The following is a 25,283-nucleotide window of genomic DNA, read 5'->3' on the forward strand; positions in this document are numbered from 1 at the left end:
GCCGACCCGGCCCCGGACGCCCGCCCGGCTCCAAGAACCGGCACCCCACAACCCGCTACGACGTCGGCAAGACCCTGAAACGCCCCGCCACCCTCACCGAACGTGACCAGCGATGTTAAGGAACAAGTTCAAGCGGGGACGCCGTCGGCGTCCATGATCATGCGGGCCACGTGCAGCGCCAGGTAGGACACCTCGTCCTCGCTCAGCTGCGCCCCGAGCCGCAGCTCGACGATGGTCGCCAGCCGCTGCGCGGTGTGGGTGGCCTCCGGATAGTGCTGGCGGATGCCCTTGCCGATCGTGGACTCGTGGCCCTTCAGCTGGCGGTGCTGCTGGATCCGTACGAAGAGGTAGCGCACGTGCGTGATGAACCGCGCCGCGCTCAGCGACTTCTGCGAGTTGTCGAGGCCGTACTCCTCCGCCACGATCGCCAGCATCTGCTGGATGACCCCGGTCATCGTGTACGTGAAGGAGAGATCGCCCGACGCGAAGCCGGCGTTGACCAGGTGCAGCGCCAGGGCCGTCGCCTCGGAGGGGTCGAGCTTCGGGTCCACGTGCTCGTTGATGGCCGCCAGCAGCCGCTGCGCCTGGGCGTACTCCGTCGCGTACAGGGCCTGCGCCTCGGCGGCCAGCGGGTACTCGACGACGACGCCGCGCGCGGCCCGGTCGAGGGCGCCCGCGACGTGGTCGGCGACCGCGATGGCCAGCGTGGGGCGGGTGGACTCGCGCCCCTCGACCCCGACCTCGTCGAGCGCGAGCACGACGGCCCGCAGGACGTCCTCACCGATCAGGGAGAACGCCTCGGCGAGATGGTCGGGGTCGCGGCCGTCGGCCGGGACGAAGACACGCACGATCAGCGCGGGGTCGATCGGCTTGCCCTGCCGGGAGCTGAACCCGATGCCGCGCCCGGTGAGGATGACCTCCTGACCCTTGTCGTCACGCGCGAGGACCACGTTGTTGTTGAGGACACGCAGCGCCTCCACCGGCCCTCCTTCCCGTTCATGACCCGACGGCCGTCCGATGTCGTCCATGGACGCCCGCCGACACCTGCCGACGTCTGATTTCTATCGATGATCCCGTATCGTCCGGCGTCCGCGCCAACGCCGCGGGTCACCGACAGGGACGCGCACGCCCCTTTGGGGACGTGCGCGTCTGAGCGGGTGCGGTGGCTACCGGCGGACGGTCACCACCGGGTCGCCGGTCGAGACGTGCACACCGGTGCGCGGCTCGACCGCGGCGAACTCCGCGGTGTTGGTGACGGTCATGAGGGTGACGGTCGGGTGCTCCGCGGCGCGTACGGCGTCGAGGTCGACCTCGACGAGCACGTCACCCGCGGTGACCTTCTGGCCGGTCTCGACGCGCACGTCGAAGCCCTCGCCCTTCATCTTCACCGTGTCGATGCCGACGTGGATGAGCACCTCGATGCCGTCCACGGTGCGGATGCCGAAGGCGTGGCCGGTGTCGACGACGGTGACCAGCTCACCGTCGACCGGGGCGACGACGTGGCCGTCGTCCGGCTCGATGCCCAGACCGCCGCCGAGCACGCCGGAGGCGAAGACCGGGTCGCTGACCTCGTCGAGGCCGATGGTGCGGCCGGCGACCGGCGCCGCGAGCTCGAAGCCCGTACCGGTGGACTCGGCGGCGGGGGCGGCCGGGGCGCTCTCCTCGGTCGCCGGGGCGTCGTCGCCGCGCTCGGCGGCCTCGGCCGCGTCCCGCTCGGCGTTGAACGCGGCGCGCTCCTCCTTGGTGCGGAAGTCGGAGAAGTAGACGAGCGCCATCGAGACGAAGAAGGACGCGGTGATCGCGATGATGTACTTCACCATCGGGTCGAAGACCGGGATGGTCAGCAGCGAGGTGAAGGCGAAGGCGTCGGTGTTCACGCCGCCGAGCACACCCACGATCACACCGCCGACGAGACAGCCGACGAGCATGCGCGGGTAGATCCGCTTGAAGCGCAGGTGGATGCCGTAGAGCGAGGGCTCGGAGATACCGCCGAACAGACCCGCGGCCAGTGCGCCGGTCGCGGTCTGGCGCATCTCCTTCTCACGGTGGCGGAAGGAGAGCAGCAGCACACCGGCGGTGGCGCCGAAGCAGGCGAAGTTCCACGCGCCCATGGGGCCCTGGATGAAGTCGTAGCCGAGGACGCTGATGTTCTGCAGCATGAGCGCGTTCAGCGGCCAGTGCAGGCCCAGCGGCACCAGGAACGGGTACAGCAGCGGAATGATGATCGCGAAGACGATCGGCGCGTTGTTGTTGAGCCAGGACAGGCCGTCGCCGAGGCCGTTGCCGGCCCAGATGCCCAGCGGGCCGATGAGGAAGGCCGTCACCGGGATCATGATCAGCATGCTGAAGAACGGCACGAAGACCATGTGCACGGACTCGGGGAAGATCCGCTGCAGGCCCTTGTAGACCAGGGCGAGCACGGCGACCATCAGCAGCGGCACGAAGACCTGGCCGCCGTAGTCGTTGAGCTGCATCGGCATGCCGAAGACGTGCGCCACGTACTCCGTGGTGCCGAGCGTCTCGTTGGTGTGCGAGGTGACCCCGGGCACCTTGTCGCTCATCATGCCGGTGAAGTTCGGGGTCATCACCGCCGCCATCACGGCGGCGCCGACCCACGGGTCGACCTTCAGCTTCTTGGCCGCGTTGTACGCGACGAAGATCGGCAGGAAGTAGAGCACCGAGCGCCACATGGCGTCGACGAAGACCCAGGTCGCCGACTTGTCCGCGGCGCGGAAGTCGATCACGCCGAAGGCGTCGAGGGCGGAGGCGATCGCGATGATCAGCGAGGAGCCGAGCAGTACGCCCATCAGCGGGCGGAACGAGTCCGAGAGGTACTCGAAGACGTTGTCGACCCAGGCGAAGCGGCCGCGGCCCTTGGCCCGGATCTCGGCCTTGACCTCGGCGTCCGACTTGGCCTGCTGCTTACCGCTGCCGACCATCGCCGGCAGGTTGGTGATCTCGGAGTAGACGCGGGCGACCGCGCCGCCGATCACGATCTGGAAGCGGTCACCGGACTGCGGCACGGTCCCCATGACGCCGTCGAGCTTGTCGAGCGCCTTCTGGTCGACCTTGGCCCCGTCGTGGAGCTGGAAGCGGAGCCGCGTCGCACAGTGCGTGAGGCTCTCGATGTTGTCGGGTCCGCCGACGCCACGGAGGATCTCCTCCGCGAGCGCGTTGCGCCCCTGTACGGGTGTGCTCATGATGCTTCCTCGCATCTCGGGTTCTCGCTGTCTCGCACCGGCCCCGCTCACCGGGTTTCGAGGCAACAAAAAAGGCCCGGGATGCGCCAACGGCGCTTCCCAGGCCTTGCCTCACCTACGAGGACGGCGACGTCCTCGGGGAGTAACAACCCTGTGATCGGAATCGATCGACGCCACCCTAACACCGTGTAAGGAGACCGTGAAGGCCTCTGTGATCAGGCGCACGAAAACACCCCCCTGACCGGGTTTCCCAGGTCAGGGGGGTGTCTCTGGCGGTAGCGGAGGGATTTGAACCCTCGGTGAGTTTCCCCACACTCGCTTTCGAGGCGAGCTCCTTCGGCCGCTCGGACACGCTACCGAGAGGAACTCTAGCCCATGGTGGGCCGTGCTCTGAAATCCGTATCTCTCACCGGTCCCTGAAGAAGCGAGTGAGGGGTTCGGCGCACTCCTCGGGCAGGACTTCGGAGATCACTTCGGGGCGGTGGTTGAGCCGCCGGTCGCGGATCACGTCCCAGAGCGAACCGGCCGCCCCGGCCTTGTCGTCACGGGCTCCGTAGACGACGCGGTCGAGGCGGGACTGGACGATCGCGCCGGCGCACATCGTGCACGGTTCCAGGGTGACGACGAGCGTGCAGCCCGTCAGCCGCCACTCTCCGACGGCCTCGGCCGCCCGCCGGACGGCCAGGACCTCGGCGTGTGCCGTGGGGTCGCCGGTGAGCTCGCGTTCGTTGTGGGCGGTGGCGAGCACCGTCGTGCCGTCCGGGGCGAGCAGGACGGCGCCGACGGGTACGTCGCCGCCCGCCGCGGCGAGCCCGGCCTCGGCCAGGGCCTGCCGCATGGCGGGCTTCCAGGGGTCACGTACGGGATCGGGGATCTCGGGGGGTGTCACGGCGAGGAATGTAACCCCGCGTGCGGTCAGCGCACGGTTTCGAGGACCTCCGCGGCACCCAGTGCGTCGGCGATCTCGCTCAGGGCGTCCGCCCCGTCGAGCGCGAGCAGTTCCTTCTCGGAGACGCCGAGGTCGGCGAGGATCTCGGTGTCCCCGATCGGCCCCGACGGCACGGCGTCGGAGCCCGCGGCCCCGTCGTCGTCCTCCTCCTGGTCGTCGGCGGACGCCTCCGGTTCGCCGTCCTCGGTGCCGTCCAGATCGAGGGCATCGAGTTCGTCGTCGTCGGCGGCGTCCGGATCCTTGCCGAGCAGTTCGTCGGTGAGCAGGATCTCGCCGTAACTGCTGCGGGCTGCGGCGGCGGCGTCCGAGATGTAGATGCGAGGGTCTTCCTCGCCGTCCACCCGGACGACGCCGAACCACGCGTCCTCCTGTTCGATGAAGACGAGGACCGTGTCGTCCTCCGCGTCGGCCTCGGCCGCCGCTTCGCGGGCCAGGTCGGACAGGTCCGACAGGGTCTCCACGTCGTCGAGCTCTGTGTCGCTCGCTTCCCACCCGTCTTCGGTGCGCGCGAGCAGTGCGGCGAAGTACACCGTGACTCTCCCACTGGTCTCAGGTGTGCCGGTCGGGGGTCCCCCCGGCGGAGTCTTTGGCGGACGGAGTGCAGTTCAAGCCCCGCCCACTCGGAATCGTGGCAGAAAGTACGCCGTCAGGAGAGGTCTTCCGTGCGCTGTGTTGGCGTCGCGTCCTCGATCGACCGCGCGCACGGGGGTCTTGTGTGAGGCGCGTCACCTGCGCGGCACTGCTGAGTCGCCGGATGTGCCACCGGGCGGGGCGGGCGTGCGCCGGGCCGTGCACCCGCCGCGCCCCGTCGTGTCACCAGCGGAACGTACGCATCCGCATCTGCTGACGCATCCGCGCCGCCCGCGCGCGGCGCGGCTGGACCCGGGCCCGCAGCTCGCGGGCCTCGGTCAGTTCCCGCAGGAACACCGCGCGGCGGCGCCTTCGTTCGGCGTCCGTCTCGGGCGCGGAACGCTCGGCCGCCGTGTCGTGCCCGGCGTCCGGCTCCTGCTGCTCTCGGCGCTTCTGGTCCGGCATGGGCCACACCACCACCCCAGTCGACGGTCCTTCCCATTGTCCCCCGTCCCTCGGGTTTCCCCCGGGGCGCGCCTTTGATGCCCCGTGCGACGCCTGTGCGCGGGGGAGCCGCCGCCCTGGGGCCCGGTTACTGTTGATGACATGCGGATCCACGTCGTCGACCACCCGCTGGTGGCGCACAAACTCACCACGCTGCGCGACAAGCGCACCGACTCCCCGACCTTCCGGCGCCTGGCCGACGAACTGGTCACCCTGCTCGCCTACGAGGCGACCCGGGACGTGCGCACCGAGCAGGTCGACATCGAGACCCCGGTCTCGCGGACGACCGGCGTCAAGCTGTCGTACCCGCGCCCGCTGGTGGTGCCGATCCTGCGTGCGGGCCTCGGCATGCTCGACGGCATGGTGCGGCTGCTGCCGACCGCCGAGGTGGGCTTCCTCGGCATGGTCCGCAACGAGGAGACGCTGGAGGCGTCCACGTACGCCACGCGCATGCCGGACGACCTCTCCGGCCGCCAGGTCTACGTCCTCGACCCGATGCTCGCCACGGGCGGCACGCTCGTCGCGGCGATCCGCGAGCTCATCAAGCGCGGTGCGGACGACGTCACCGCCGTGGTGCTGCTGGCCGCGCCGGAGGGTGTCGAGATCATGGAGCGCGAGCTGGCGGGGACGCCGGTGACCGTGGTCACCGCCTCCGTCGACGAGCGGCTCAACGAGAGCGGGTACATCGTGCCGGGGCTCGGCGACGCGGGCGACCGCATGTACGGGGCCGCCGAGTAACTCGGCCCCGCCACGACGCGTGAAGCCGCGGACGGGTCTGCTCGATTGCCGAGCGGACCCGTCCGCGGCTTTTGCCTTACGGAGCGCAGCTCGGGGACGCCGAGGCGGACGGGCCGGGGTGGGTCAGGGCCGTGAGGGCCTTGTCGGCGTCCTTCTTCGGGGTCAGGCCCTTGAAGGACGTGCCGATGATCAGGTCCACCTCGGCCGGCTTGGGGCGGGTGTCCGTCTTCAGCTCGGCGCCCGCCAGCTGCGTGCCGAGGACCGGGAGCGCCGCGTCGGACGCGGTCTTCGCGCCGAGCAGTATCCCGATGCCCTTGACCTTCTTGTCGTACGCCTTGGTCGCGTTGCCGACGTCCCCGATCGCGAAGCCGCGCTTCTTCAGTTCGTCGGCGGTGTCCTTGGCCAGGCCGCCGCGCGTCGTCGCGTTGAGGACATTGACCGTGATCTTCGCGGGGGCGGGCAGCTTCGCCGCGGCCTTGCCGGGGGACGGGGACGCGCTCGGCTGCTTCGTGCAGCGGGCGGGGCCGGGGCCTGCGGCGCTGGCCTTGTCGCCGCCCGTGAAGACATCGACGAGCTGGAACGATCCCCAGCCGATCAGGCCGATCGCCGCGACGGACGCGACGACGGCGAGCACGATCCTGGTACGCGAGCGGCCGCGCCGCATCCGGGGGTACTTGTCCCCCGTGATGCGGTATTTGCCGCCCATGCCGGGGGGAGTGAGCATGCTCATGGGCGCAGCGTAGTGCCGCTCGACGGCGATGCCTATTAAATGATCAGCGGAGTCCGCTCAGTCCAACCCGAAAGGGCCAATCGGGACAGCGGGACGCTTTCCGGTGTCAGCCGAGTTCGAGGACGCGGGCGTGCAGCACCTGGCGCTGCTGGAGCGCGGCGCGGACGGCGCGGTGCAGCCCGTCCTCCAGGTACAGATCGCCCTGCCACTTCACGACGTGCGCGAAGAGATCGCCGTAGAACGTCGAGTCCTCGGCGAGCAGGGTCTCCAGGTCGAGCTGGCCCTTGGTCGTCACCAACTGATCGAGGCGGACCGGGCGCGGCGCGACGTCCGCCCACTGCCGGGTGCTTTCCCGGCCGTGGTCGGGGTACGGCCGGCCGTTTCCGATGCGCTTGAAGATCACACGGAAAGCCTACCGGGCGAGGCTCTCCGGGCGCAGCCATGGAGACGGAGTGCAACCCTGGGAAATAACGCCCTGAACCTGGGCGAAATGGGAACACTCAAACCCGGGACAGGGGCCTGAAATGAGTGACAGCGAGCCGATAGCGGGCGGGCAGGAGAGTGGCGCGGACCCGTCCGGGGGAGTGCCGGGCGCCCCGTTGACGGACGGTGCGCCGGGGACGGAGCGGACGGAAGGGGTGAAGGGGACGGTGGGGACGGCCGGGGCGGCGGGGGCGGAAGAAGCGGCCGGGGCGCAGGCGGCGGAGGCCGGGGCCACGCGGACCGCGGCGCCCGTCCACCCCGAGACCGTCACCACAGCCCCCGCACTGCCCGCCGAGGCCCTGGAGATCGCCGCCGGGTACGCGTTCACCGGCCCCGCGCTCGACCTCGGCGCGCTGCTGTGGGACGGCCGATGTCACGCGGACGCCCAGATCCGCATCCCGCTGCCGATGCTCAACCGGCACGGCCTCGTCGCGGGCGCCACCGGCACCGGCAAGACCAAGACCCTCCAGCTGATCGCGGAACAGCTGGCCGCGCAGGGCGTCCCCGTCTTCCTCGCCGACATCAAGGGCGACGTCTCCGGGATCTCGGCGCCCGGCGAGGAGGGCGACAAGGTGCGCGGGCGGGCCACGGAGGTCGGCCAGGACTGGCAGGCCACCGGTTTCCCCTGCGAGTTCTACGCGCTCGGCGGCATCGGCACCGGCATCCCGCTGCGGGCCACCGTCACCAGCTTCGGCCCGGTCCTGCTCTCGAAGGTGCTCCAGCTCAACCAGACCCAGGAGCAGTCGCTCGGCCTGATCTTCCACTACGCGGACCAGAAGGGCCTGGAGCTCGTCGACCTGAAGGATCTGCGGGCCGTCGTCACCTTCCTCACCTCCGACGAGGGCAAGCCCGAGCTGAAGACGATCGGCGGTCTGTCGACCGTGACGGCCGGGGTGATCCTGCGCGCGCTGACCGCGTTCGAGGCGCAGGGCATGGGCGACTTCTTCGGTGAGCCGGAGTTCGACACCAGCGAACTGCTGCGGACCGCTCCCGACGGACGGGGCCTGGTCTCCGTACTGGAGCTGCCCGCCGTGCAGGACAAGCCGCAGTTGTTCTCCACGTTCCTGATGTGGCTGCTGGCCGATCTGTTCCAGCGGCTGCCCGAGGTCGGCGACGTCGAGAAGCCGAAGCTCGTCTTCTTCTTCGACGAGGCGCACCTCCTGTTCAACGGGGCGTCCAAGGCGTTCCTCGAAGCGATCACACAGACCGTGCGGCTGATCCGGTCCAAGGGCGTCGGCATCTTCTTCGTGACGCAGACCCCCAAGGACGTGCCCGGCGACGTCCTCGCCCAGCTCGGCAACCGCGTCCAGCACGCGCTGCGCGCCTTCACGCCCGACGACCAGAAGGCGCTGAAGGCGACCGTGAAGACGTTCCCGAACTCGGCGTACGACCTGGAGGAGGTCCTCACCTCGCTCGGCACCGGTGAGGCCGTGATCACCGTGCTCAGCGAGAAGGGCGCGCCGACCCCGGTCGCGGCGACCCGGCTGCGGGCGCCCGAGTCGCTGATGGGGCCGGTGGCGGCGGGCGCGCTGGACGCGGCGGTGAAGGGGTCGCTGCTGTACTCGCGGTACGCGGACGCGGTGGACCGTGAGTCGGCGTACGAGAAGCTGACCGCCCAGGAGGCGGAGACCGCGGCCCGCAAACAGGCGGAGGCGGAGGCCGTCGAGGCCGAGAAGGCGGCGAAGGCGGCGGCGAGGGCGAAGCCCGCGCAGCAGGACGCGTCCGTCGTCGACCAGGTCGTGGGCAGCGGCATCTTCAAGTCGCTCGCGCGGTCGGTGGGGACCCAGCTGGGGCGGGAGATCTCCCGGTCGATCTTCGGTACGCGCAGGCGCTGAGCCCCGGCCCGCCGTCCGGCGGGCCGGGGCCGTCACTCAGCGGTCGGTCTCCTTTTCCTGCCGGGCCTGGGGCTGAGCGGGCTGCTGAGGCTTCGGCGGCCGCTGTTCGGCGCGTGTGTCGCGGGCCGCTTCCGCGCGCAGCAGGGCGCGCAGTACCGCGTACGGGTCCATGGGCATGGGGAAGTACGTCCTTTCACTGCTGACGGGGGTGGTCCGGGTGGTGGCCGGGACCGTCAGCAGCGCAGGACGACGGTGCGCAGGGCGCGGTGCGGAAGGTGGGCGGAGGGTTCGGCGGCGCCGGAGGCGGGCGGCGCGGTGACGGGCCGCGGGCGGCGCGGCGGCGGGGCCGTGAGCAGCCGGGTGGGATGTCCTGTGGGCAGGCGGAGCGTGGCCGCGGGGGCGTCCTGGTGCGCGTCGCCGGGTTCGCAGGAGGCGATGGCCGCCGGGGGCGGGGCCGCGGCGTCGGCGGGCGGCGCGGCCAGCGGCGCCAGCAGCAGGGCGAGGACGACAAAGACCAGGTGGAGCGCGCGGACCCGGGCGCGGGCACGGGGGCCCGGCGCGGCGGGGGACGGAACGGCGGCGCTCATGCGTCGACTTGTCCCCCGGACACGCCCGTGACGCAATCACCGGCGCGCCTTTTCCGCCCTCATGGGCTACCGGCGCGTCACCGTGCTGACGCGCCGCCCGTCTTCGCGGCCTTGGCGGCGGCCTTCATCTCCTGCTTGTGCGCGCGGACCTTGACGAGGGACTCGGGCCCGGTGATGTCGGCGACGGACCTGAACGCCTTCGCCTCGCCGTAGTCGCCGGCCGCCTCGCGCCAGCCCTTGGGGCGCACGCCGAGCTGCTTGCCGAGCAGGGCCAGGAAGATCTGGGCCTTCTGCTGACCGAAGCCGGGCAGCTCGTTCAGGCGGGCGAGGAGCTCCTTGCCGGTGCCGACGCCCTCCCAGACGGCGGCGGCGTCACCGTCGTAGTGCTCGACGAGGTACGCGCACAGCTGCTGGATCCGCTTGGCCATGGAGCCCGGGTAGCGGTGCACGGCGGGCTTCGCGGAGAGCAGCGCGGCGAACTCCTCGGGGTCCCGGGCGGCGATCTCGTGCGCGTCCAGGTCGTCGGCGCCGAGCCGGTCGGCGATGGTGCGCGGCCCCGCGAACGCCCACTCCATCGGCACCTGCTGGTCGAGGAGCATCCCCACCAGCGCGGCGAGCGGGCTGCGGCCGAGCAGTTCGTCGGCGGCGGGGTCCTGGGCCAGGTGGAGGGTGACGTCCATACGTCGATGATCGCGCGGCGGGTGCCGGGGCGCCCGTCGGCCCCCCCGGGCCGCTCAGGACTGCGCGATGAGCAGCGCGGACGCCGTCACGCCGACCGTCACGATCACCCCGCGCAGCACCAGCGGCGACAGCCGCCGCCCGAGCCGCGCGCCGATCAGGCCGCCCGCCGTGGAGCCGGCGGCGATCAGCGCGGCCACGGTCCAGTCGACGTCGGCGACGGCGATGAAGACGATCGCGGCGACGCCGTTGACGATCGACGCGAGGACGTTCTTGGCGGCGTTCAGTCGCTGCAGGTCGTCGCGGAGCACGGCGCCGAACATGCCCATGAGCAGCACGCCCTGGGCCGCGCCGAAGTAGCCGCCGTAGACGCCGGTGCCCAGCACGCCGAGCCACATGGGCAGCCCGCCGTCGGGGCGGGAGGCGGCCGCACGCTCCCGCCGGTTCTTCATCCACCGGTTGAGGCGCGGCTGGAGCAGGACGAGGACGCACGCGGTGAGGATCAGCACGGGCACGACCGCGCGGAACGCGGCGTCGGGCAGTCGCAGCAGGAGCAGCGCCCCGACGAGCCCGCCGAGCAGCGACGCGGCACCGAAGCGCAGCAACCGCCGCCGCTGGCCGCGCAGTTCGCGCCGGTAGCCGTAGGCGGCGCTGAGCACGCCCGGCACCAGGCCGATGTTGTTCGAGACGTTGGCGAGCACCGGCGGATACCCGAACGCGAGCAGGGTCGGGAAGGTGATCAGGGTGCCGGAGCCGACCACCGCGTTCATGCCGCCCGCGGCCAGTCCCGCGGCGCCGATCGCGACCGCTTCCACCACGTCCACGCAGCTCCACCGATCCTCTTGCAACGGGTCGGCACCCGCCGGGAGTTCGCGACCTCCGAGGCGGGTTGCCGCCCTTGGGGCCGTCCCGCGGACGATGCTCCGCCGTGGAGCGGACCCAAGTCAATCCTCGGGTTTTCTTGCACATCCCCAAGCTGTAGCTTCGCCCTCGTGACCCTCGACGACCTCCGCGTCTTCGTCGCCGTCTGCCGCGCGGGCAGTCTCAGCGCCGTCGCACGCGAGCTCTCCTGCACGCAGTCCGCGGTGAGCCAGCACGTGAAACGGCTGGAGAAGGAGACCGGCGTCGGCCTGCTCGAACGGCACGCGCGCGGGGTCGTGCCCACGGCGGCCGGCCGCATCCTGCGCGCCGCCGCGGCCGACGGGATCGGCGCCCTCGACGAGGCGCTGCGCCGCCTGGACGACCTGGCGCGCGGCGAGAGCGGCTCGGTCCGCGTGACGACCGGCGCCACCTCGGTACGGCACTTCATGGCGCAGGCGATCGTCGCGTACCGGCATGCGAACCCGCAGGTCAGCCTGGAGTTCCAGACGGTCAGCTCCAGCCGCAGCTGCTTCGAGGCGCTGGCCGCGCACGACCTGGACCTGGCGTGGATCACCATGGGGCCCACCGAGCGGGGCATAGAGCTGCGCCCGGTGGTCGAGCTGCCGTGGGTCCTCGCCGTCCAGGAGCACGACCCGCTGGCCGCCGAACCGGCCGTGGCACCCGCGGACCTGGCCGCCTCGGCGCAGCTCATCCTGCCGCCCGAGCACTCCACCTCCCGCTCCCACCTCGACGACCGGTTCGCCGAACTGGGCATCGCGGGCGCGACCGGCGCGGGCACCGGCATCGCCGACTGGGACACCGCCGTGCACCTCGCGGAACTCGGCCTCGGCCACGCCGTCGTCCCCGACCTGCCGGGCCTGCGCGGTCCCGGCCACCCGGGGCTCGCCCTGCTTCCCGTCCCCTGTCTCCCCCCGCTCCAGGTCGGCTGGGCGGTGCGCCGCTGGGCCGCGCTCTCACCGCCCGCCCGCGCCTTCGCCGACCTGGTGGAGCGCACCTGCCCCGGGATTCCGGCGCGTCCGAACGGGTGAGGCCGTCTCGCGCGCTCCGGGTGGCCCGGCCACGCTGACTGCATGACCACCACACACCACCTCACGGCCCTGGCCGAGGACCATCTGGCCGCCGCCCGCACGGCCGACCACGGCCGCAGCGCCGAGCTGATCCTGCACGAGGACCAGCTGCGGCAGAGCGTCATCGCCCTGGTCGAGGGCTCGGCCCTGGAGGAGCACAACGCCCCGCCCGCGGCCGGCCTCCAGGTCCTGACCGGCCGGGTCAGGCTCACCGCCGTCTCCGGTGACGTCGAGCTCGGCCCCGGCGATCTGCACGCGATCCCGCGCGAGCGGCACGGGCTGACGGCGCTGACCGACGCGGTCGTCCTGCTGACCGTGGTGACGGCCTGAGCCCACCGCTCACCGGGCGCGACGACGGGGGCCCGCTCCCGGACGCCGAGCACCTCGACGCCCGGCGTCCGGTCGTACGGATCGTCGGCCGGCACCGCGTCGACCCCGGCCCGGTCCGCGTCGAAGATCAGCAGGGCCCCGCTGTCGTCGGCCCGCGGACCGGCCCTCGGCTCTTCTGGCCCTGAGTCCTACGCCGGCATCACGCCATGGATGCGGGAGAGGGTGAAGACGCGTTCCGCTTCGCGCAGGTGGCACCAGGCGTCGAGGTAGGGCGGGTCGAGTTCCAGGTCGCTGAGGGTACGTACGGTCCGGTTGCCCGAGGCGGCGATGTACTCGACGGTGATGGCCGCACCGGTGTCGATGGCATGGGCGACCTGGCGGACGTCGCTGTACGACAGGTGCTTCGCGTACCCGGCGACGATCTCTTCGGTGTCCGTCGCGAAAGGCACCCCGCTGCCGAACGGGTCGGGTTCCGGCGCGATCGGCGGCGCCTTGAGCAGCCGCTCGGCCAGAACGTCCAGCCCGGCGTCGGCGGGTGTGTCCGGGGTACGGGTGGCGGTGGTCCGGGGGCCGCGCTGCCCGCTGTTCCTTCGCGGGGGCGAGACGGCGGCGGCGGCCCGCTGCGGCGGGAGTTTCTCGATGCGTACGGTTCCCTCGGCGGTCTCGGCGACCGGGGCGTAACCCTCGGAGCGGAGCGCGGCGAGCGTCTTCGCGGGTGGGCTGCTGCTGACCAGAACCGTCGGTGCGAGCTGCCGCAGCCCGAGCCGGGAGAGGGCGCGGTGGGCGGCGAGTTCGGCCAGGAGCGCGGGTTCGTCGCCGTGGATGACGCAGGCCGCGGGGGCGATGCGCACCCGTCCGTGGCCTCGTGCGGTGTCGGCGATGAGATAGGTCAGCGGCTGTGGCAGGGCTGTGGCGGAGCAGTTCGCCAGGTCGGCGGTGATGTCGTCCGGGGTGCGGCCGGCGTCCAGGGCCCGCCGGACACTGCCGGCGCTGAACCGCCAGACCGACGCCGTGCCGCGGGTCTCCAGGTCGGCCACCGAATCCAGGAGCGCGGCGAGTCGGGCGGACGGGGTGCCGGTGACGACGGCGGTGAGGTCGGCGCCGATCCGGGCCGTCGTGGTCGCGGGAGGCAGCAGCCGCCGGGTCGTCATGTCGAGCTCGTCGTCGGCGTGGGCCGCCAGGTGCACGCCGAACGGGGACAGCGCACCCCGTGCCAGCACGCCGAGCAGTTCAGCCTCGCGGATCAAGGCGCTGAACGGGGCCGTGTCCTCGGGCGAGGCATCGTCGGCGAGCGGGCGGTGCCAGCCCACGAGCGGCCCCAGCTCCGAGGCGACCTGCACGCCCTGCCCTGCCGGCAGCCCCGCTGCCGCGGTGAGCAGCCCGTGGCGGGCCTGCACGCAGCCGCCGCAGGGCGGCGCACCGGCGAGCGCGGGGAGTGCTCTGTCGTCTGCGTCGCGGGCCCGGGTGGGGGTGAGCGGCAGGTCCCGCCATACCCGGAGCAGTACGGCGAGTTGTTCTGCGGGCTCCTGCTCGGTCCAGGCGTCGTACGCCTCGGTGGGAGCGATGCGATCGCCGTCGCGGGCCAGCAGCCCGGCGGCGTACGCCGTCTCCAGGGCGATGCGTACGACGGCGTCGTCCGCCTGGGCGGCCTTGCCGAGCCGGGCCAGTTCACGTGCTCCGATCCCGCCTGACTTCAGCCGGGCCAAAGGGGCGGCCGCGCAGATCGACAGGACGCGGGCGGCATGAGCCACGAACGAGGCGCCGGCCACCGCGGCCTCCCGCTCCACCTCCGAGGCGCTGACGGCCGCCGTGCGCGCGACGGGCGGCAGAGGTTCGAACGGAGCGTGCCAGTCCGGGCCCCGCAGAGCCAGGGCCACTTCGGCCGGCATCCGGGCGGGCCCGTACCGGCGACGGTCCTGGAGCAGCAGCCCGCGGTCGAGCGCCCATCGGGCGTCCGGTCGGGGGGTAGGGCCCGGAGACCCGAACACGGTGAACTCCGGCTGACACGACGTGGACCTGGATCGCTCCTCCAGCAACTTCCGGGTGGCCGCCGGTGCCCGAGCCACCAACGCGGCGACCCGTTCCGCGTCACTGTGATGCTCCACCAGGGCCGCGAGCCGCTGCTGTTTGCTGCCGGGCGGCTTGATACCCAGGGACGCCAGCATGCCGCGCAGTTCCTCCGAGGTGGTGCCCGCCAGCAGCTCTTCCAGCGGGGCTTCCAGCCCCAGGGGCGTGCTCCATGCCTGCCGCAGGGGCGACGGCATGTGCAGCGTCCCCTGGCTGTCGTGCCACACGAGCGCCCGGTCCGACAGGGCCTCCAGGGTCGTGTCCAGCGCGTGTCCGGCCGCAGGGGACGTCGAGCCGAGCAACTCCGCGAGGCTGTCCCTGGTCGCTCGCGCACCCAGGGCTGCCAGCGCCTCGGCGACCTGCAGACACGGCAGGGTGAGTTGCGGCAGGACGAGTGCCACGGCCCCCGGGCGTTGGAGACGGTCCGCCAGCTCTCCCAGCGAGCGTGGTTCCGGAGAGGAAGCGGCGTCCTTGCGTGCGGCGAGCACGCGTGCGAGGCGGGAGCTGTCGAGTCGGCTCAGCCAAGTCGCAAGCGTCGATCGGGACTTCATGAGGGATGCACCTCGGCAGACGTGGAACGTGTGACGGGCCGACCGAAGCCGCTTCGGCCGAGCTCAAGAATGGCGCAGTTCCATGATCCGCAGATGCTGTGCCGACCGTAGGCGTCCTGACCTGCGGTGGGTCTGAGGCGGCTCGGTCTGCCGGACGGCCCCGGACGCGCGTGCGCGAGACCAGAACGAAACGGACTACCACCGCTGGAAAGAGCTCCTGGCCGCTGCCGGCGTGCGTGACGGTCGGCTTCACGATGCTCGGCACACCGCCGGGACTGTGAAACTGAGACGGACAACGACGAAGGCCCGAACCGTTCATACGGTCCGGGCCTTCTGCCGGCGGAGGATACGAGATTCGAACTCGTGAGGGGTTGCCCCCAACACGCTTTCCAAGCGTGCGCCCTAGGCCTCTAGGCGAATCCTCCGCTGGAGACATTACATGACCGGAGCGAGTGCTCGCGAACTCGTTCCCACCGGCCAGAGCATGTACTCTGTGCGGAGCCCCTCACGTGGCGCTATCTGACTGAACTCCCCCAGGGCCGGAAGGCAGCAAGGGTAGGTTGGCTCTGGCGGGTGCGTGGGGGGCGTTTGCGTGCCCGGGGGCGCGGGCGGGACCGGTTGTCAGTGGGCGCCTATAACCTCGTATGCGTGTCGTCTCTCGCGCTGTACCGCCGCTATCGCCCGGAGTCGTTCGCCGAGGTCATCGGACAGGAGCATGTCACTGATCCGTTGCAGCAGGCGCTGCGGAACAACCGGGTCAATCACGCGTACCTGTTCAGCGGCCCGCGCGGCTGTGGCAAGACGACCAGCGCGCGCATCCTGGCCCGCTGTCTGAACTGCGAGCAGGGACCCACCCCGACGCCGTGCGGCGCGTGCCAGTCCTGCCAGGACCTCGCGCGCAACGGACCGGGTTCGATCGACGTCATCGAGATCGACGCCGCGTCGCACGGTGGTGTGGACGACGCCCGTGACCTGCGCGAGAAGGCATTCTTCGGGCCCGCGAGCAGCCGGTACAAGATCTACATCATCGACGAGGCCCACATGGTCACGTCGGCGGGGTTCAACGCCCTGCTGAAGGTCGTAGAGGAGCCCCCGGAGCACCTCAAGTTCATCTTCGCGACCACGGAGCCCGAGAAGGTCATCGGGACGATCCGGTCCAGGACCCACCACTACCCCTTCCGGCTCGTGCCGCCCGGCACGCTGCGCGAGTACCTGGGCGAGGTGTGCGGCAAGGAGGACATCCCCGTCGCGGACGGCGTGCTGCCGCTCGTCGTGCGCGCGGGCGCGGGGTCGGTGCGTGACTCCATGTCCGTCATGGACCAGCTCCTCGCCGGCGCCGGCGAGGAGGGTGTGACGTACGCGATGGCCACCGGCCTGCTCGGTTACACCGAGGGATCGCTGCTCGACGCCGTCGTCGAGGCCTTCGCCACCGGGGACGGGGCGGCGGCCTTCGAGGTCGTGGACCGCGTCATCGAGGGCGGCAACGACCCGCGCCGGTTCGTCACGGACCTGCTGGAGCGGCTGCGGGACCTCGTCATCCTGGCCGCCGTTCCGGACGCCGCGGAGAAGGGCCTCATCGATGCCCCGGCCGATGTCGTCGAGCGGATGCAGGCGCAGGCGTCGACGTTCGGCGCCGCCGAGCTCAGCCGCGCCGCCGACCTCGTCAACCAGGGCCTGACCGAGATGCGCGGCGCCAACTCGCCGCGCCTCCAGCTGGAGCTGATCTGCGCGCGCGTGCTGCTGCCCGCCGCGTACGACGACGAGCGCTCCGTCATGGCCCGCCTGGAGCGCATCGAGCGCGGCGGCGTCTTCACACCGGGCGGGCAGGGGCCAGGGCCTTCGATGGCCTACGTTCCCGGGCCCGACGCCCATGCGGCGCCCGCCGCCGCGCCGGGGCCGATGGTGCCGCCGGGCGGCGGTCCCGCGGCGGCCCGCGCGGCCGTGCGGGGCGGCGGCGCTCCTGCCGCACCCCAGGCCCCGGCCCCCCAGACGCCTCAGGCACCCCAGCCTCCCCCAGCTCCCCAGCCTGCTCAGCCGCAGGCCCCGGCGCCCGCTCCCGCCCCGGCCGCGGCGCCCGCCCCCGCTCCCGCGTCCGCCCCGGCTCCGGAAGCCCAGCCTCCGGCCGCCGCGCCGCAGGCCCCGGGCGCCTGGCCGACGGCGGCCCCCGCGGGCGGTGGCCGCAGGCCCGGTGGCTGGCCCACGGCGGCGGCCGCCGGTTCCGGGCAGCCGCCCGCGCCGCAGCAGCCCGCACCCGCCGCCGCACCGGCGCCCGCGCCCGCGGCCCCCGAGCCCGCCCCGGCGGCCGCGCCCGCGCCCATGGCGGCGCCCCCGGCCGGCGGCCCGGACCCCCGCACCCTGTGGCCGAACATCCTGGAGGCGGTCAAGAACAAGCGCCGCTTCACCTGGATGCTGATCAGCCAGAACGCCCAGGTGACAGGCTTCGACGGCACCACCCTCCAGCTCGGGTTCGTGAACGCGGGCGCGCGTGACCGGTTCGCGAGCAGCGGCGGCGAAGAGGTGCTGAAGGCGGCCCTGGCCGAGCAGTTCAACGTCCAGTGGAAGATCGACGCGGTCGTCGACGCCTCGGGCGGCTCCGCGCCCGCCCCGGCCGGTGGCTTCGGCGGCGGCGGTGGCTACGGAGGCGGTGGCTATGGAGGCGGTGGGTACGCCCCCGCTCCCGCGCCCCAGCCCGCAGCCCCGCAGCCCTCGGCGCCCCAGCCCTCGGCCCAGGCATCCGCCCCGGCCGCGGCCGTGTCGGCGCCCGCCGCTCCGGCACCGCCTGCGGCCCCCGTCCGCCAGCCGGTCTCGGTGGAGGACGACACCCCGGAGGACGACGACCCGGACCTGGACGAGAACGCCCTGTCGGGCCACGAGCTGATCGTCCGCGAGCTGGGCGCGACCGTGGTCGAGGAGTTCACGAACGAGTAGCCCGGCGCCCCGCCCGCACAATGCGCCGGGACACCCGCATTCCGGGCCGCTCCCTGGAGAAACGTACGAACGCCGCCCCGCCCCGCCTTGGGAAGCCCCTACAAGGGCACGGTCCCGCGCCGGATAGGCTGACGGTGTGAAGGTCCTCGTCATCGGCAGCGGCGCCCGCGAACACGCCCTGTGCCGCTCTCTGTCCCTCGACCCCGACGTCTCCGCCCTGTACTGCGCTCCCGGCAACGCAGGCATCGCCGAGGTCGCCGAGCTGCACGCGGTCGACGCCCTCGACGGCGCGGCAGTCGCCGCTCTCGCCAAGAAGCTGGAGGCCGACCTCGTCGTCGTGGGCCCGGAGGCCCCGCTGGTGGCGGGCGTCGCCGACGCCGTGCGCGAGGCCGGGATCCCCGTCTTCGGCCCGTCCGGCGAAGCCGCGCAGCTGGAAGGCTCCAAGGCGTTCGCCAAGGACGTCATGGCCGGCGCCGGTGTGCCGACCGCCCGCTCCTACGTCTGCACCACGCCCGCCGAGGTCGACGAGGCGCTGGACGCCTTCGGTGCCCCGTACGTCGTCAAGGACGACGGGCTCGCCGCGGGCAAGGGCGTCGTCGTCACCGACGACATCGAGGCGGCCCGCGCCCACGCGAACGCCTGCGACCGCGTCGTCATCGAGGAGTTCCTCGACGGCCCCGAGGTGTCGCTGTTCGCGATCACCGACGGCACCACGGTCGTCCCGCTCCAGCCCGCCCAGGACTTCAAGCGCGCTCTCGACGGCGACGAGGGTCCCAACACCGGCGGCATGGGCGCGTACTCGCCGCTTCCGTGGGCCGACCCGAAGCTGGTCCAGGAGGTCCTGGAGACGGTTCTGCAGCCGACCGTCGACGAGATGGCGCACCGCGGCACCCCGTTCTCCGGTCTGCTCTACGCGGGCCTGGCGATCACCAGCCGCGGCGTCCGCGTCATCGAGTTCAACGCCCGCTTCGGCGACCCGGAGACCCAGGTCGTCCTGGCCCGCCTCCGCACCCCGCTGGCCGGTGTCCTGCTGGCCTCCGCGAACGGCACGCTGGCCGACCTGGAGCCGCTGCGCTGGAGCGACGACGCGGCCGTCACCGTGGTCGTCGCCTCGCACAACTACCCGGGCACCCCGCGCACCGGTGACCCGATCACCGGGCTCGACGAGGTGGCCGCACAGGATGCCCCGAACGCGTACGTCCTGCACGCCGGGACCAAGCGCGACGGCGAGAACGGGCCGGTCGTGAGCGCGGGTGGCCGTGTGCTCTCCGTCACAGCGGTCGGCGGCGATCTGACGCAGGCCCGCGAGCGCGCGTACGCCGCCGTGGCCCGCATCGGCCTCGACGGTTCCCAGTACCGCACCGACATCGCCGCGAAGGCGGCGGCCGAAAGCTGAAAACAGCTGACGGCAACCGGCGCAGCCACACAGGCGCCGGGCGGGAGTCACCCTCTCCCGCCCGGCGCCTTTGTGTCACCCACCTTTAGCCAAAGCCATTCCATCGGGTGACCGATGGCCCATCCGGCTGACGATGCCCCGTGTCCCAACTAGGGTGCGGCGCACGGAGTTAGGGCATCCGCGTCCGGGGACAGAGCCCGACAGAGGCAGACAGAACCAGACGGACCACCGGCATTGCGATGTCAGTGGTGGGTGCCACAGTGGGGGAGTGAGCAACGCCACCAGTGTTCCGTCGTGGGCCCAGGTCCGCGGCCGGACAAGAGGCAAAGGCAGCAGGGGGTGACATCGGTCGTGTCCGGTTTTGGTGCGGAGGTCGGCGCGCAGACGGCGCGTTCCCGGGCCCTCGCCGTGCTGCGCATCCGCGGCAGGGCGACGGCGCTCGCATTGCTGCCCGCGGCCGCCTCCGTGGTGCTGCTCGCGGGTGGCTCCACCGGCCATCTGACGGGCGGGAGTTGGGACGTCGCGCGCATCGTGGTCTCCGTGGTCGCGGTGGTCGTGCTGCTCGCCGCGGCGGGCGTCGCGCTCGTCGTCGCGCGGGCCCGCCCCGCGGTCAGTCCGACGGTCCCGATCGCCGAGGAGACCGCCCCCGACCTGTACCGGCTGGTGCGCGACCTGGCCGACCGGCTCGATGTGCCGGCACCGTCGGCCATAGCGCTCACCCCGGACTGCGACAGCTGGCTGGAGGACCGGACGCACCCGGCGCACGGCCCGCCCGGCGGCGGCCCCGACATATCCGCGGCCGCTCCGGTCGCCCCTGTTCTCGTCATCGGCTCCCCGTTCCTGTGGTGGATGCGCGTGGGCGAGCTGCGCGCGGTCCTCGCCCCGGTCGTCGCCGGTACGGGCCCCTCGGCCCACCCCGACATAGCCGCGGCCCGGCGCTTCGTGCGCGGTCTGGACGCCGCCGTGGCGGTCGCCGCCGCCCCCGAGCGCGGTCCGCTCGCCCGCACCGTCCTGAAGGGTGTCGGCTGGGTCGCCCGCCGGATGCTGAGCGGCTGCCGGATCCACGCCGCCGAGATGGAGCGCGGTGTCGCCGCGGCCGCCGCCGAGCGTGCCCAGGCTGTGGACTACGGCCTGCGGATCGTCGCCCAGGAGCAGGTCGGGCTCGCGTACGCGGGCTGGGACCGGCTGCTGACCCGGGTCGCGCTGCCCGCCTGGCGGATGGGCCGCTGGCCGTCCCGTCTTGACGCGGGCGTGGTCGCCGCCCTCACCGAGCTCTCCCGCCGCGACCGCCTGGCCGCGCAGAACGGGACGTTCGCCTCCCGGCTCGGCGAGCGCCCCGCCTGCGATCTGCTCGAAGAGCCCGGAGCCGTCGACGAGGCGGCCTCGCTGCTCGCCGCCCGCCTCTTCCACGGCGGCCCCGCCGAGTCAGGACCGGACTGGGCCCCGGTGGACTGGCAGGAGTATCCGGACGAGGTCGTGGACCGTAAGTGGCGCACCGACGCCGCCCGGCTGCACCGGGTCCTGGACGCGCTGGGCGTGCCCGGCGCGGCCACCCCCGCGACGGCCCCCGACGGCCCGACCCTCGCCCGGGTCCTCGACCACCTGACACTCCCCGCCGAGGCGGCGCTTCCCGGTGAGGCCGGGTCGACCGCTGAGGCCGGGTCGACCGCTGAGGCCGGGCTTCCCGGTGAGGTCGGGTCGATCGCTGAGGCCGGGCTTCCCGGTGAGGTCGGGTCGACTGCCGAGGCCGGGGCGACTGCTGAGGCGGCGCTTCCCGGTGAGGCCGGGCTCCTTGGTGAGGTCGGGTCGACCGCTGAGGCCGGGCTTCCCGGCGAGGCCGGGTCGATCGCCGAGGCCGGACCGACCGCTGAGGCCGGGCTCCCTGGTGAGGCCGGACCGACCGCTGAGGCCGGGCTCCTTGGCGAGGTCGGGGCGACCGCCGAGGTCGGGTCGACCGCTGAGGCCGCGCTCCTCGGTGAGGCCGGACCGACGGCAGAGGCCGGGCCGACGGCCGAGGCCACGCGGACCGCCGAAGCCGGGTCGACCGCAGAGGCCACGCTGCCCGCCGGGACCCCGGGCACCGCCGACAGCACGGAGCCCCCCGCTCCGAGCGCCGCCGAGCCCGTCCCCCGCACCGGCGCGGACGGCGTCGACCTCGCCCAGGGCACCGACCTCGCCCCGGGCATCGCCCCCAGCACCGGCCCCGACCTCGCCCCCACCCTCGGCGCCGACCTCGCCCAGGGCACCGACCCCGCCCCCGGCACCGACCCCATCCTCGGCGCCGACCCCACCCTCGGCACTGACCTGGCCGCCGGCGCCGACCTGGCCCCCGCCCCCAACCCCGCCCCCGATCCCGACCCCGACCTCGACCTCGTCGACCCGGACGCCGGGCTCGGGCTGGACGCCGACCTTGACCCCGCGCCCCGCCCCGAGGTCGACACCCTCTCCGCCGGGCTCAGTGCGGAGCTGGCCCGCGAGGAGCTGGAGCGCCCCGCGCCCCCCGTCGCCGCGGCGGGGCAGGGCCCGGACGGCGCACTGTGGGACGAGGGGGCGCTCCCCCTCTTCCCGCTCCAACCCCCGCGCAGCGGGCGCGAGTTGCTGGCCGACCACGTCACCGCGATGGTCTGCTGCGCCGCGGTGGACACGGCCGGCGCGACCCCCGGCCTGGACTGGCTGGACGGCCCGTCGCTGCTGGTCGAGGGCGAGCGGGCGGCCGACCTCGCGCCCCGCGTCGTGAGCCTGGTGGAGGACGGCGACCCCGAGCCGCTCAAGGACTGGCTGGCCCGTCTCGGCATCCGTCCGGAGAAGCCCGTACGCCTGGTATGACCCCGTGCGTGCCGAAGCGCGCCCCGGAGGGAAACGTTCCAGTCTCGTCAATTCACGACGAACGGTGACGGAGTGCGTGCGTAATGTGATGTGCTGGGACCGGTCGCGGACACAACAGACGGGCGCGGCTGAAGGGCGCGGCACCACGACGCGACGAGCGGGCACACGCACCGGTACGCCGGAGCGGGTGCACCGGACGGATGCGCCGGACGGCGACGTCCGCGCGTCGGCTCGGGGGAGCGAGGGAGGGGAACAGGCATGGCGCAGGGGCCGGACAGGGCAGGGCACCCGGAGGACGAGGCGCGGCAGGACGCCGCACCCCCGCCGCAGCCCCCGCGTGCGCGCACACCCCGCTGGGAGTCCGGCGCGATGGCGCACGCCGTCAGCGACCCCTTCGGGCAGGGGCCGCTGCCCTGGCTGCGCAGCAGCGACCACTACTTCGACGACACGGGCCAGGTCGTGCCCTGGTACGTGGACGTGGAGCACGCCCCGCAGCCCGGCTCCACCAACAGCACCACGATCCCCAAGCCCCGTACCACGGGCCCCCGTTCGGCCGACGACGTGCACCGCCAGATCAAGGGCTTCACCTCCACCGGAGCGGCCGCGCCCGGCGAGGCGATCGACTTCCACATCACGGTCGACCCGCCCCAGCAGTTCACCGTGGACATCTACCGGATCGGGCACTACGGCGGCGACGGCGCGGCCAAGATCACCACGAGCCCCCGGCTCTCCGGCATCGTGCAGCCCCCGCCGCTGTCGGCGGACCGCACGGTCTCCTGCCATCACTGGTGGCAGTCCTGGCGTCTGCAGATCCCGTCGTTCTGGAACGTGGGGGCGTACGTGGCGGTCCTGACGACCGCCGACGGGTACCGCTCGCACGTCCCCTTCACGGTCCGCGACACGAACCCCGCCGATCTGCTGCTGCTCCTGCCGGACATCACGTGGCAGGCGTACAACCTCTACCCGGAGGACGGCCGCACCGGCGCCAGCCTCTACCACGCGTGGGACGAGGAAGGCCGGCTGCTCGGCGAGAGCGAGGCCGCGATCACGGTCTCCTTCGACCGCCCGTACGCGGGCGCGGGCCTGCCCCTGCACGTCGGTCACGCCTACGACTTCATCCGCTGGGCCGAGCGGTACGGCTACGACCTGGCGTACGCGGACGCGCGCGATCTGCACGCGGGCCGCATCGACCCGACTCGGTACCGCGGCCTGGTCTTCCCCGGCCACGACGAGTACTGGTCGGCGAACATGCGCCGTACCACCGAGCTGGCCCGCGAGCACGGCACCTCGCTCGTCTTCCTCTCCGCCAACACCATGTACTGGCAGGTGGAGTTGGGCCCGTCCCCGTCCGGCGTCCCGGACCGCCTCCTCACCTGCCGCAAGCGCAGGGGCCCCGGAAAGCCGGCCCTGTGGCGGGAGATCGACAGACCCGAGCAGCAGCTCCTCGGCATCCAGTACGCGGGCCGGGTCCCCGAGCCGCACCCCCTGGTCGTGCGGAACGCGGACCACTGGCTGTGGGAGGCGACGGGGGCGCACGAGGGCGACGAGATCGAGGGCCTGGTCGCCGGTGAGGCCGACCGCTACTTCCCGCGGACGGCGCTGCCCGAGCACCAGGACCGGATACTCCTGGCCCATTCCCCGTACCGCGACGGCGACAAGGTCCGCCGTCATCAGGAGACATCGTTGTACCGGGCGCCGTCCGGCGCCCTGGTCTTCGCGTCCGGGACGTTCGCCTGGTCCCCGGCCCTGGACCGCCCCGGGCACGTGGACCCCCGTATCCAGCGGGCGACGGCCAACCTCCTCGACCGCATCTGCAAACGGGACTGAGGTCACAGACCGCACCGCGACCCGTGGCCAAAATCCATCCCCCTGTACGGGACAATCAGAGGTACTCGTACAGAACCACGGGGAGGAACCATGTCCGGATTCGTCGAAAAGCCCGAGCCGCTTCAGGTGCCGGGCCTGGTGCATCTCCACACCGGCAAGGTGCGGGACCTGTACCGCAACGAGGCGGGCGACCTCGTGATGGTCGCCACCGACCGCATGTCCGCGTACGACTGGGTGCTGCCCAGCCTCATCCCGGACAAGGGCCGGGTCCTCACCCAGCTCTCGCTGTGGTGGTTCGAGCAGCTGCGCGACCTGATCCCGAACCACGTCATCTCCACGGACCTGCCGGCCGGCGCCCCCGCCGACTGGGCGGGCCGCACCATGATCTGCAAGAACCTGGACATGGTCCCGGTCGAGGCGGTCGCCCGCGGCTATCTGACCGGCTCGGGCCTGGTCGAGTACAACGAGTCCCGTACGGTCTGCGGCCTCGCCCTGCCCGAGGGGCTCGAGGACGGCTCGGAGCTGCCCGCGCCGATCTTCACGCCCGCCACGAAGGCCGAGGTCGGCGAGCACGACGAGAACGTCAGCTACGAGGAAGTGGCCCGTCAGGTCGGCGCCGACACGGCCGCCCAGCTGCGCCAGGCCACGCTCGCCGTCTACAGCCGGGCCCGGGACATCGCGCGTGAGCGCGGCATCATCCTCGCGGACACCAAGTTCGAGTTCGGTTTCGACAAGGCGGGCGACGGCGAGCCCACGCTGGTCCTCGCCGACGAGGTGCTCACCCCGGACTCGTCCCGCTTCTGGCCGGCCGACCAGTGGCAGCCGGGCCGCGCCCAGCCGAGCTACGACAAGCAGTTCGTGCGGGACTGGCTGACCTCCCCGGCCTCCGGCTGGGACCGCAAGAGCGAGCAGCCGCCGCCGGCCCTCCCGGACGACGTCGTCGCGGCGACGCGCGGCAAGTACATCGAGGCGTACGAGCTGCTGACCGGCCTGAGCTGGGAATGAGAGAAGGCCCCCGGTCAGTGACCGGGGGCCTTCTTCGTGGAGCGAACGACGAGGTTCGAACTCGCGACCTCAACCTTGGCAAGGTTGCGCTCTACCAACTGAGCTACGTTCGCAAGCGCCGCTTTCGCAG

The 25,283-nt window shown here is 72.7% G+C and carries 21 protein-coding genes, 3 tRNA genes and 1 other RNA gene; 10 read left to right on the forward strand and 15 right to left on the reverse strand.

Features of this window, described 5'->3' with window-relative positions; genetic code table 11:
• Positions 1 to 128: 128 nt before the first annotated feature.
• The 6 genes from J3486_RS39610 to J3486_RS39635 all read right to left on the reverse strand — a co-directional run bounded on the left by J3486_RS39610 (position 129) and on the right by J3486_RS39635 (position 5,184).
• Entirely contained in the window at positions 129 to 980 is an 852-nt protein-coding gene (locus J3486_RS39610; protein WP_207828869.1) for a PRD domain-containing protein, read from the reverse strand.
• A 186-nt stretch (positions 981 to 1,166) separates the two neighbouring features.
• Entirely contained in the window at positions 1,167 to 3,200 is a 2,034-nt protein-coding gene (locus J3486_RS39615; RefSeq protein ID WP_207828871.1) for a glucose PTS transporter subunit IIA, read from the reverse strand.
• A 270-nt stretch (positions 3,201 to 3,470) separates the two neighbouring features.
• A tRNA-Ser gene (locus J3486_RS39620) sits at positions 3,471 to 3,558 on the reverse strand.
• Between the two features lie 48 nt (positions 3,559 to 3,606).
• The gene (tadA, locus tag J3486_RS39625) at positions 3,607 to 4,038 is read right to left on the reverse strand and encodes a tRNA adenosine(34) deaminase TadA (protein ID WP_229379360.1); all 432 of its coding nucleotides are present in this window, start codon (positions 4,036 to 4,038) and stop codon (positions 3,607 to 3,609) included.
• A gap of 77 nt (positions 4,039 to 4,115) precedes the next feature.
• Positions 4,116 to 4,679 carry a hypothetical protein gene (locus tag J3486_RS39630; protein ID WP_207828872.1) on the reverse strand — a complete coding sequence of 188 codons (564 nt, stop codon included), beginning with the start codon at positions 4,677 to 4,679 and terminating at the stop codon, positions 4,116 to 4,118.
• A gap of 283 nt (positions 4,680 to 4,962) precedes the next feature.
• Positions 4,963 to 5,184 (reverse strand): hypothetical protein, encoded by a 222-nt coding sequence (locus J3486_RS39635; RefSeq protein ID WP_207828874.1) that lies wholly within the window; start codon positions 5,182 to 5,184, stop codon positions 4,963 to 4,965.
• Between the two features lie 141 nt (positions 5,185 to 5,325).
• Between J3486_RS39635 and upp the strand changes: the two genes are divergently transcribed.
• On the forward strand, positions 5,326 to 5,961 hold the full coding sequence (gene upp / locus J3486_RS39640) for a uracil phosphoribosyltransferase (protein ID WP_207828875.1): 636 nt from the start codon (positions 5,326 to 5,328) through the stop codon (positions 5,959 to 5,961).
• Between the two features lie 76 nt (positions 5,962 to 6,037).
• Here the strand turns inward: upp and J3486_RS39645 are convergent, their stop codons facing one another.
• Complete coding sequence (locus tag J3486_RS39645) at positions 6,038 to 6,691, reverse strand: LytR C-terminal domain-containing protein (RefSeq protein WP_229379348.1); 654 nt, start codon at positions 6,689 to 6,691, stop codon at positions 6,038 to 6,040.
• Between the two features lie 106 nt (positions 6,692 to 6,797).
• Positions 6,798 to 7,094, reverse strand: a complete 297-nt coding sequence (locus tag J3486_RS39650; protein WP_003955420.1) for a type II toxin-antitoxin system VapB family antitoxin — start codon at positions 7,092 to 7,094, stop codon at positions 6,798 to 6,800.
• A gap of 121 nt (positions 7,095 to 7,215) precedes the next feature.
• On the opposite strand from J3486_RS39650, the gene J3486_RS39655 reads away from it, so the two are divergent.
• Positions 7,216 to 9,009, forward strand: coding sequence for a helicase HerA-like domain-containing protein (locus tag J3486_RS39655; protein WP_229379349.1), 1,794 nt, complete (start codon positions 7,216 to 7,218; stop codon positions 9,007 to 9,009).
• 36 nt (positions 9,010 to 9,045) lie between these two features.
• Here the strand turns inward: J3486_RS39655 and J3486_RS39660 are convergent, their stop codons facing one another.
• The 4 genes from J3486_RS39660 to J3486_RS39675 form a co-directional block, all read right to left on the reverse strand.
• The gene (locus tag J3486_RS39660; protein ID WP_207828876.1) at positions 9,046 to 9,186 is read right to left on the reverse strand and encodes a hypothetical protein; all 141 of its coding nucleotides are present in this window, start codon (positions 9,184 to 9,186) and stop codon (positions 9,046 to 9,048) included.
• 56 nt (positions 9,187 to 9,242) lie between these two features.
• Positions 9,243 to 9,596: a hypothetical protein gene (locus tag J3486_RS39665; protein WP_207828877.1), complete on the reverse strand. Its 354-nt coding sequence runs from the start codon at positions 9,594 to 9,596 to the stop codon at positions 9,243 to 9,245.
• A 77-nt stretch (positions 9,597 to 9,673) separates the two neighbouring features.
• The gene (locus J3486_RS39670; RefSeq protein ID WP_207828878.1) at positions 9,674 to 10,276 is read right to left on the reverse strand and encodes an HhH-GPD-type base excision DNA repair protein; all 603 of its coding nucleotides are present in this window, start codon (positions 10,274 to 10,276) and stop codon (positions 9,674 to 9,676) included.
• 54 nt (positions 10,277 to 10,330) lie between these two features.
• Positions 10,331 to 11,044 carry a sulfite exporter TauE/SafE family protein gene (locus tag J3486_RS39675; RefSeq protein ID WP_229379362.1) on the reverse strand — a complete coding sequence of 238 codons (714 nt, stop codon included), beginning with the start codon at positions 11,042 to 11,044 and terminating at the stop codon, positions 10,331 to 10,333.
• Positions 11,045 to 11,266: 222 nt separating this feature from the next.
• Here J3486_RS39675 and J3486_RS39680 point away from each other — a divergent pair, with 222 nt between their 5' ends.
• A complete protein-coding gene (locus J3486_RS39680) occupies positions 11,267 to 12,184 on the forward strand; it encodes a LysR family transcriptional regulator (RefSeq protein ID WP_207828882.1) in 918 nt (305 codons plus the stop codon).
• Between the two features lie 42 nt (positions 12,185 to 12,226).
• Positions 12,227 to 12,553 carry a cupin gene (locus J3486_RS39685; RefSeq protein ID WP_207828884.1) on the forward strand — a complete coding sequence of 109 codons (327 nt, stop codon included), beginning with the start codon at positions 12,227 to 12,229 and terminating at the stop codon, positions 12,551 to 12,553.
• Positions 12,554 to 12,741: 188 nt separating this feature from the next.
• On the opposite strand, the gene J3486_RS39690 is transcribed toward J3486_RS39685, so the two are convergent.
• Together J3486_RS39690 and J3486_RS39695 are read right to left on the reverse strand one after the other, a co-directional pair.
• Positions 12,742 to 15,171 carry a helicase-associated domain-containing protein gene (locus tag J3486_RS39690; RefSeq protein WP_207828886.1) on the reverse strand — a complete coding sequence of 810 codons (2,430 nt, stop codon included), beginning with the start codon at positions 15,169 to 15,171 and terminating at the stop codon, positions 12,742 to 12,744.
• 340 nt (positions 15,172 to 15,511) lie between these two features.
• Positions 15,512 to 15,596, reverse strand: a tRNA-Ser gene (locus J3486_RS39695).
• A gap of 72 nt (positions 15,597 to 15,668) precedes the next feature.
• On the opposite strand from J3486_RS39695, the gene ffs reads away from it, so the two are divergent.
• The 6 genes from ffs (at position 15,669) to J3486_RS39725 (ending at position 25,153) form a co-directional block, all read left to right on the forward strand.
• An RNA gene (gene ffs, locus J3486_RS39700) (signal recognition particle sRNA small type) lies at positions 15,669 to 15,763 on the forward strand.
• 56 nt (positions 15,764 to 15,819) lie between these two features.
• On the forward strand, positions 15,820 to 18,099 hold the full coding sequence (locus tag J3486_RS39705; RefSeq protein ID WP_207828888.1) for a DNA polymerase III subunit gamma and tau: 2,280 nt from the start codon (positions 15,820 to 15,822) through the stop codon (positions 18,097 to 18,099).
• A 136-nt stretch (positions 18,100 to 18,235) separates the two neighbouring features.
• The gene (gene purD / locus J3486_RS39710; protein ID WP_207828889.1) at positions 18,236 to 19,495 is read left to right on the forward strand and encodes a phosphoribosylamine--glycine ligase; all 1,260 of its coding nucleotides are present in this window, start codon (positions 18,236 to 18,238) and stop codon (positions 19,493 to 19,495) included.
• Positions 19,496 to 19,846: 351 nt separating this feature from the next.
• Positions 19,847 to 22,321, forward strand: a complete 2,475-nt coding sequence (locus J3486_RS39715; protein ID WP_207828891.1) for a hypothetical protein — start codon at positions 19,847 to 19,849, stop codon at positions 22,319 to 22,321.
• Between the two features lie 369 nt (positions 22,322 to 22,690).
• A complete protein-coding gene (locus tag J3486_RS39720; RefSeq protein WP_207828982.1) occupies positions 22,691 to 24,148 on the forward strand; it encodes a N,N-dimethylformamidase beta subunit family domain-containing protein in 1,458 nt (485 codons plus the stop codon).
• A 90-nt stretch (positions 24,149 to 24,238) separates the two neighbouring features.
• Complete coding sequence (locus J3486_RS39725; RefSeq protein ID WP_207828892.1) at positions 24,239 to 25,153, forward strand: phosphoribosylaminoimidazolesuccinocarboxamide synthase; 915 nt, start codon at positions 24,239 to 24,241, stop codon at positions 25,151 to 25,153.
• A 37-nt stretch (positions 25,154 to 25,190) separates the two neighbouring features.
• On the opposite strand, the gene J3486_RS39730 is transcribed toward J3486_RS39725, so the two are convergent.
• Positions 25,191 to 25,266 (reverse strand) — tRNA-Gly (locus tag J3486_RS39730).
• Positions 25,267 to 25,283 lie beyond the last annotated feature (17 nt).

This window comes from Streptomyces sp. VRA16 Mangrove soil, assembly GCF_017377775.1.
GTDB lineage: Bacteria > Actinomycetota > Actinomycetes > Streptomycetales > Streptomycetaceae > Streptomyces.

Excerpts from the sequence above, each read along its gene's own strand:
- J3486_RS39670 (WP_207828878.1), bottom strand. The coding sequence starts at position 10,276 with ATGGACGTCACCCTCCACCTGGCCCAGGACCCCGCCGCCGACGAACTG.
- J3486_RS39690 (WP_207828886.1), bottom strand. The coding sequence starts at position 15,171 with ATGAAGTCCCGATCGACGCTTGCGACTTGGCTGAGCCGACTCGACAGC.
- J3486_RS39725 (WP_207828892.1), top strand. The coding sequence starts at position 24,239 with ATGTCCGGATTCGTCGAAAAGCCCGAGCCGCTTCAGGTGCCGGGCCTG.
- J3486_RS39655 (WP_229379349.1), top strand. The coding sequence starts at position 7,216 with ATGAGTGACAGCGAGCCGATAGCGGGCGGGCAGGAGAGTGGCGCGGAC.
- J3486_RS39720 (WP_207828982.1), top strand. The coding sequence starts at position 22,691 with ATGGCGCACGCCGTCAGCGACCCCTTCGGGCAGGGGCCGCTGCCCTGG.
- J3486_RS39635 (WP_207828874.1), bottom strand. The coding sequence starts at position 5,184 with ATGCCGGACCAGAAGCGCCGAGAGCAGCAGGAGCCGGACGCCGGGCAC.
- tadA (WP_229379360.1), bottom strand. The coding sequence starts at position 4,038 with ATGCGGCAGGCCCTGGCCGAGGCCGGGCTCGCCGCGGCGGGCGGCGAC.
- J3486_RS39665 (WP_207828877.1), bottom strand. The coding sequence starts at position 9,596 with ATGAGCGCCGCCGTTCCGTCCCCCGCCGCGCCGGGCCCCCGTGCCCGC.
- J3486_RS39645 (WP_229379348.1), bottom strand. The coding sequence starts at position 6,691 with ATGAGCATGCTCACTCCCCCCGGCATGGGCGGCAAATACCGCATCACG.
- J3486_RS39675 (WP_229379362.1), bottom strand. The coding sequence starts at position 11,044 with ATGAACGCGGTGGTCGGCTCCGGCACCCTGATCACCTTCCCGACCCTG.
- upp (WP_207828875.1), top strand. The coding sequence starts at position 5,326 with ATGCGGATCCACGTCGTCGACCACCCGCTGGTGGCGCACAAACTCACC.
- J3486_RS39660 (WP_207828876.1), bottom strand. The coding sequence starts at position 9,186 with ATGCCCATGGACCCGTACGCGGTACTGCGCGCCCTGCTGCGCGCGGAA.
- J3486_RS39615 (WP_207828871.1), bottom strand. The coding sequence starts at position 3,200 with ATGAGCACACCCGTACAGGGGCGCAACGCGCTCGCGGAGGAGATCCTC.
- J3486_RS39685 (WP_207828884.1), top strand. The coding sequence starts at position 12,227 with ATGACCACCACACACCACCTCACGGCCCTGGCCGAGGACCATCTGGCC.